Annotated in this window: 5 protein-coding genes; 3 read left to right on the forward strand and 2 right to left on the reverse strand. The window is 46.6% G+C overall.

Features of this window, described 5'->3' with window-relative positions; translation table 11 throughout:
* Positions 1–230: 230 nt before the first annotated feature.
* The 3 genes from ABIL00_07895 to ABIL00_07905 are packed head-to-tail and all read left to right on the forward strand — an operon-like array spanning position 231 to position 3470.
* Positions 231–1322 carry an inositol-3-phosphate synthase gene (locus ABIL00_07895; GenBank protein MEO0110680.1) on the forward strand — a complete coding sequence of 364 codons (1092 nt, stop codon included), beginning with the start codon at positions 231–233 and terminating at the stop codon, positions 1320–1322.
* Positions 1312–1950: a dTMP kinase gene (gene tmk, locus ABIL00_07900; GenBank protein ID MEO0110681.1), complete on the forward strand. Its 639-nt coding sequence runs from the start codon at positions 1312–1314 to the stop codon at positions 1948–1950. The genes ABIL00_07895 and tmk overlap by 11 nt, the downstream gene beginning before the upstream one ends.
* Positions 1951–1964: 14 nt before the next feature.
* Positions 1965–3470, forward strand: coding sequence for a S41 family peptidase (locus ABIL00_07905; GenBank protein ID MEO0110682.1), 1506 nt, complete (start codon positions 1965–1967; stop codon positions 3468–3470).
* Here the strand turns inward: ABIL00_07905 and topA are convergent, their stop codons facing one another.
* Both topA and ABIL00_07915 read right to left on the reverse strand, forming a co-directional pair.
* Entirely contained in the window at positions 3471–5546 is a 2076-nt protein-coding gene (gene topA / locus ABIL00_07910; protein MEO0110683.1) for a type I DNA topoisomerase, read from the reverse strand.
* Positions 5518–6525, reverse strand: coding sequence for an RluA family pseudouridine synthase (locus tag ABIL00_07915; protein ID MEO0110684.1), 1008 nt, complete (start codon positions 6523–6525; stop codon positions 5518–5520). The genes topA and ABIL00_07915 overlap by 29 nt, the downstream gene beginning before the upstream one ends.
* Between the last annotated feature and the right edge of the window lie 167 nt (positions 6526–6692).

The following is a 6692-nucleotide window of genomic DNA, read 5'->3' on the forward strand; positions in this document are numbered from 1 at the left end:
CATCGTTATAACCATAAAGGCTCCCCCTATTACTTTTTAATATGGGAGGGAGCCTAAATTTTTTCAATGGTAAGATATTTTTGATTAAATAACCCATTTTCGGTAAGATTATTTTTGATGAAAACCGCATGATTGACTTTTCTCCTTTTTTAGAGTAAGATAAGGAATGGATCAAAAGAGAAATTGTTTTAATAAATTAAAGTTGCCAATCGCCCTTCTGGGAGGATAATATGAGGAGAAAGATAAGAGTCGGTATTATCGGCATCGGTAATTGCGCCTCAAGTTTGGTCCAAGGTGTTTATTATTACCGCAATGCCAAAGAAGATGAGTCCATTCCCGGGATAATGCATACCGTTCTTGGTGGTTACCACATCGGGGATATTGAATTCACCGTCGCCATTGATATTGATAAGAGGAAAGTGGGCAAGGACCTATCGGAAGCCATCTTCACCTATCCGAATAATACCTACAAATTCTGTGATGTTCCCAAAACCGGTGTTGAGGTGGTCAGAGGAATGACGCACGATGGCTTAGGTTATTATCTCTCCCAAATTATTGAAAAAGCCCCCGGACCAACCGCCGATATCGTGGGTATTTTAAGGGATACAAAGACGGAGATTGTAATTAATTTTCTTCCGGTGGGAAGCGAAGAGGCGACTAAGTGGTATGTGGAACAGGTGTTGAAGGCAAAATGCGCCTTCATCAATTGCATCCCGGTCTTCATCGCCTCGGAGAAGTATTGGCAGAAACGTTTTACCGAAGCGAAACTCCCGGTAATCGGCGACGATATAAAATCCCAGGTTGGTGCCACAATCCTCCACCGGGTATTGGTTACCCTATTTAACGACCGGGGGGTAAAATTGGAGAGAACCTCACAGTTGAATGTGGGTGGAAATACCGATTTCTTAAATATGTTGGAGAGGAGCCGTCTCGCCTCCAAAAAGAAATCAAAGACCGGGGCGGTCACCTCCCTCCTCAAATGGCCAATTCCCGAAGAGAATATCTACATTGGACCTTCGGACTATGTCGCCTGGTTACAAGACCGAAAGTGGGCTTATATCCGGTTAGAAGGAAGGACCTTTGGCGATGTTCCCCTGAACATTGAATTAAAATTGGAGGTCTGGGACTCCCCGAATTCTGCTGGGGTGGTAATTGATGCCATAAGGTGTGCCAAATTGGCTCTGGATAATAAACTCTACGGTCCGATCATTGAACCCTCTTCCTATTTTATGAAGACCCCACCCGTCCAATATCCCGACCATATCTGCCGGGAGAAGTTGGAGAAGTTCATTAAGAAGTATGGGAAGAAGTATGGGAAATAGAGGGGTAATCATCGCCTTTGAAGGGATTGAGGGTTCGGGGAAAACAACCCAAGCCCATCTCCTCTATGAATATTTGAAAGAGAGGGGTCTCCCCTGCCTCTTATTGAGAGAACCCGGTGCCACCACCATCGGGGAGAAGATAAGAGAAATCCTCTTAGATCCGGAATGCAAAATGATGGATGCTAAGACCGAACTCCTCCTCTATTTAGCCAGTCGGGCGCAGATGGTGGCGGAGAAGATTATCCCGGGATTAAGGGAAAAAAAGGTTATCATCACCGACCGCTTCTCCGATTCTTCCCTCGCCTACCAGGGAGGGGGAAGAAGATTGGGATTGGATGTGGTGAGTCGTTTGAATAAATTCGCCACCAATAAAATAAGACCCGACCTGGTAATCCTCCTCGATCTGCCGGTAGCCATCGGCTTAAATCGCATAAGAAGAGAAAATTCCGACCGACTGGAGAGGGAGGAGGAAAAATTCCACGAAGAGGTGAGAAAAACTTATCTCCAAATAGCAAAGAGGAGGGGGAAAAGGATAAAGGTCTTTGACGCCACAAAGGAGAAAGAGGAAATCCATTGGGCGATAAGGAGTAAAGTGATAGAATTTCTAAACCAAAAAGGGCTAATTTGAATGGAGAAGGGAAGATGAGAAAAACCCTAATTTTATTGGGATTGATCTTGGCTTTAATCCTCACCACTTGGTTCTCCGCCCAACTCTGGGCGCAAAGGGAAAATGTCCTCCAATCCTTAAGACTCTTTTCCGACATCTTAAATCTTGTCTCCCGCCATTATGTGGAGGAGATAAAGAGTGAGGATTTGATAAAGTCTGCCATCAATGGGATGTTAAATGAATTAGACCCCTATTCCCAATATTTAGATGCCGCTGAATATCGGGAATTACAGGTGAAAACCCAGGCGAAATTTGGCGGGATCGGTATCCAGATCGGCATCCGGGACAACATCCTAACTGTTATCTCCCCTATTGAAGGCACGCCAGCCTATCGGGCGGGTTTACAGGCGGGTGACCAGATAATTGAGATTGATGGCGAACCGACCGAAGGATGGTCTGTTTCCGAGGCGGTAAAAAGAATAAGAGGGACACCGGGCACAAAGATTAAGATCAAAATCAGGCGGGAAGCGATAAGAGAGGAATTTGAAGTCACTCTGGTAAGAGAGATAATCAATATCAAATCGGTTCCCTATGCCGGAATGGTAAAAGATGATATCGGCTATGTCCGCTTAGCAGATTTTTCCCAAGTCGCCCGCCCCGAATTGGAAAGCGCCCTTGACTCCTTAGTGAGAGAAGGGGCGAAGAAGTTTATCTTTGACCTGCGGGGTAATTCCGGAGGTTTATTACAGGAGGGTTTTGAGGTCTCCAACCTCTTTCTTCCCACTGGGCGCACTGTCGTCAGTGTGAAAGGAAGAGATCCGAGGAACAATCGGGATTTTGTGACAAAGGAGGATGGGAAATACCTATCCCAGCCGCTCGTTCTCTTGGTGGACCGGGGAAGTGCCTCGGCTTCGGAGATCGTGGCGGGCTGCCTCCAAGACTGGGAAAGAGCGTTCGTAATCGGCGAAACCACCTTCGGGAAAGGTTCGGTCCAAACTATCCACCCCTTAGACGAATCAACCGCTTTGAAATTAACCACCGCCTATTGGTTTACCCCCGCCGGTCGGAGTATCCACCGGCCGGTCAAAAGGGATACGATGAAAGAAAAGACCACCAAAGGATATCGCACCTTAGGGCGCCTAAAAAGAGAGATTTACGGAAAGGGCGGGATTGCTCCCGATCTCTACCTCCCCTATCCCTTATTACCAAAATTCATTGCTAAGGCCGGCCGGGAGATCTTTTTCGACTTTGCGGTAAGATATAAGGCGAAACATAAAGAAATAAAAAAACCGATTTCGGTCACCCCTGAACTCCTTCAAGAGTTCCAAAATTTCCTCCAGCAGAAGAAGATTGATTTCACCTCGGCGGAGTTTGATTCCGCCCGGGAGATTATCACCCAGGAGATTGAAAGGGAAATCGCAGCTAAATTAGAAGGGACAAAGGGTGAATACGAAGTCCGCCTCGCCTACGACCCCCATATAAAGAAAGCGGTTGAACTTTTAAGCCTTGCCCAAAGGCAAGAGGATCTATTTGAAAAGTAGTTATCCCTTCTTTCTAAATTTACACTTTGGATAATTGGCGCAACTTATAAAATTTCCGAAACGTCCCCTTCTTTCCACCAGATTCCCACCGCATTCCGGGCACTTCTCTGCTAAACCCTTCTCCTCTCTCTTAATAAATTTACATTGGGGATAAGCGGAACAGGCGACAAAATTCCCCTTTCTCCCCGTTCGGATGATTAAGGGATTACCACACTCCGGACATTTCTCCGCCAGTAACCTCTTCTCCTCCTTCTTAATAAACTTACACTCTGGATAGCCCGAACAGGAGATGAATTTCCCAAATCTTCCCCACTTGGCAACCAAATTCCTACCACAGAGGGGGCATTTCTCCTTCAACTCCTCTCTTATCCCCTCGCGCCAATTGGGGATACTCTCCTCACTTTTCTTCAACTCCTTCTGGAAGGGGAGGTAAAACTCCCGAACCACCTCCTGCCAATCCTTACTCTTCTCCTCAATTAAATCCAACTCCTCTTCCATCTTCCGGGTGAAGTTCACTTCAAAAATTTCGGAGAAGTTATTAAGGAGGATTTTTAAAATTAATCTCCCCAATTCGGTCGGATAAAGCCTCCCCTCTTTTTTCTCCACATACTTTCGCTCAAAGAGGGTGGAGACGATTCCGGCGTAGGTGGAGGGCCGACCGATACCATTCACCTCCAACTTCTTAATCAGACTCGCCTCTGTGTATCGGGGTGGGGGCTGGGTAAATTTCTCTTCCGCCACCACATCAACCAACCGCACCTTCTCCCCTTCTCTCAATTCGGGCAAAATAACCTCCCGCTCTTCGGAAGGGAAAACCCTTTCAAATCCGTCAAAGATTCTTCGCCGGGCGGAGGCGGTGAGGATAAAATCGGGTAAGTGGGGAAGTGAAATTTCAACCCTCTTTTCCTCGTATTGGGAATCTGCCATCTGGGAGGCGACCGTTCGCCGGAAGATTAAATCGTATAGTTCATAACTATCCTGGTCCAAATAAATCTTTACCAAATCCGGAGTCTTCTCCAAATCAGTTGGCCTTATCGCCTCGTGCGCCCCTTGGGTCTCCTTCTTATCCTTATAATAACGAACCTTTTCCGGAAGGTACTCCTGACCAAAATTTCTCCGGATAAAATCCCTCTCTTTCTCTAAAAATTCCTCTGCTATCCTTTTGGAATCGGTCCGCGGATAGGTGATAAGACCAACCATCTCCTCCTTCAATTTCACCCCCTCAAATAACATCTGGGCTAAAAACATCGTCTTCTTGCTTGAGAAAGATAACCTCCTTGCCGCTTCCTGTTGTAGAGAGGCGGTGATGAAGGGAGGGGGTGGGCTTTTATATTTCAATTCCCTTTTAATCCGGTCAATTTGCGCCTCCCTCATCTCCCTGATTTTTTTTACCAACTCTTCGGCTAAGTCTCTATCCTTTATCCTCTCCCCTTCCTTTCTATGTTCTAAAAAGACCTTAAACTCTTCGCCATTCTCTCGGGCGAAGATTGCGGAGAGCACCCAGTACCTTTCGGGGATAAAATTTTCAATCTCCTCTTCTCGCTCCACAACGAACCGCAGGGCAACGGTCTGAACCCTGCCGGCGGAAAGGTTTCGGTTCTTAAAGACCTGCCAGAGAATAGGACTCACTAAGTAGCCAACCAATCGGTCAAGAACTCTCCTCGCCTTATGCGAATTGACCTTAGGCAGATCAATCTCCCCCGGATTTGCCAAGGCCCTCTCCACCCCATTTTTTGTTATCTCATAAAAGAGAACCCTCTTTATCTCTTTCTCATTATTAATCTCTTCTGCGATATGAAAGGCGATCGCCTCCCCTTCCCGGTCCGGGTCGCAACCCAGATAAATCCGATCTACCTTCTTCGCCTCCTCTTTAATCTCCTTCAAAATCTTTCCCTTCCCTTTAATTAAGATGTAGGTCGGTTCAAAATTATTCTCAATATCCACTCCCAATTTTGTCTTAGGTAAATCCTTGATGTGCCCTTTAGTTGACAAGACCTTCATCTCGCCTTTAAGAATCTTAGAGATGGTCTTCGCCTTGGTTGGCGACTCAACGATTAAGATTGCCCGATCCTTCATCCTTCCTCTCCAATATCCGAAGGAGTTTTTCCATATCCTCCGGCAGGGGGGAAGTGAACTCTAAATACTCCCCCCTTCGGGGATGGATAAAACCCAATTTGGCGGAATGGAGCGCCTGCCGGTCAATTACGGAGAGCATCTCTTTGGCTAAAGAATATTCATCTTTTGATCTTATCAATTTGGTGAAGGAGCGGCCATAGTCTCTATCGCCCACTACCGGATGGCCAAAATAACTCATATGGACCCGAATCTGGTGGGTTCTTCCGGTTAGGAGTTTGAGGCGGACATAGGTGGCAATTCCGTATCTCTTGATTACGGAAAATTCCGTGATCGCCTTTTTGGCAGAGAAAGGGGTGACCGCCATTTTCTTTCGGTCTAAGGAATCCCGCCCGATGGGCGCCTCCACCACCCCTCTCTCTAAGGGTAAATTCCCCCAGAGGATAGCCAGATACTCCCGGTTTATCCGCCGATTTTCCAACTCCTTACCCAAAAAGGAGAGGGCGCTTTCGGTTTTGGCGAAGACTAAAAGACCCGTTGTATCCTTATCAAGACGATGAATTACCCCCGGGCGGTATCTCTCCTGACCCGCGGGAAGATTTTGGCAGTGGAATAAGAGGGCATTGACCAAAGTTCCTGACTTATGACCCCTTGCCGGATGGACAACCATCCCTTTGGGCTTATCAACGACAATCACATCCTCATCTTCGTAAACGATATTTAAGGGAATATTCTCCGGAATAATCTCCAATTCCTTCTCCGGCGCAAATTGGGCAAAGACCCTATCCCCTCCTTTCACCCGATAAGAAGGTTTTACCAATCTATCATTCACCAAAACCCTTCCCTCCTTTATCAACTTAATCACCTGATTCCGGGAAAGCCCAATTCCGGAGACGATGAGGTAATGGTCCAACCTAGTTCCGCGCATCTTATCCGCCACCACTCTCAGAAACTCCTTAAATTCCGTAGCCTTTTCCTGCATATCCTCCAAAAATAACGAAATCCAACCAAAAGTCAAATTCGAGATATTGTCAAATTTTGTGGAAAATTTTTAAACCCTTCCCTCATCTTTTCTCCTTAAACCTTTCCCGCACTTACCCCTCTCAATCACCTCCACCACTAACTCCGGATAATCTATCCGCCGCCACC

The sequence above is a fragment of the candidate division WOR-3 bacterium genome, from assembly GCA_039801905.1.
In the GTDB taxonomy this organism is placed as follows: domain Bacteria; phylum Hydrothermota; class Tepidihabitantia; order Tepidihabitantales; family JBDRVQ01; genus JBDRVQ01.

Coding starts and splice junctions, on each gene's coding strand:
- ABIL00_07895 (MEO0110680.1), top strand. CDS start 231: ATGAGGAGAAAGATAAGAGTCGGTATTATCGGCATCGGTAATTGCGCC.
- tmk (MEO0110681.1), top strand. CDS start 1,312: ATGGGAAATAGAGGGGTAATCATCGCCTTTGAAGGGATTGAGGGTTCG.
- ABIL00_07905 (MEO0110682.1), top strand. CDS start 1,965: ATGAGAAAAACCCTAATTTTATTGGGATTGATCTTGGCTTTAATCCTC.
- topA (MEO0110683.1), bottom strand. CDS start 5,546: ATGAAGGATCGGGCAATCTTAATCGTTGAGTCGCCAACCAAGGCGAAG.
- ABIL00_07915 (MEO0110684.1), bottom strand. CDS start 6,525: ATGCAGGAAAAGGCTACGGAATTTAAGGAGTTTCTGAGAGTGGTGGCG.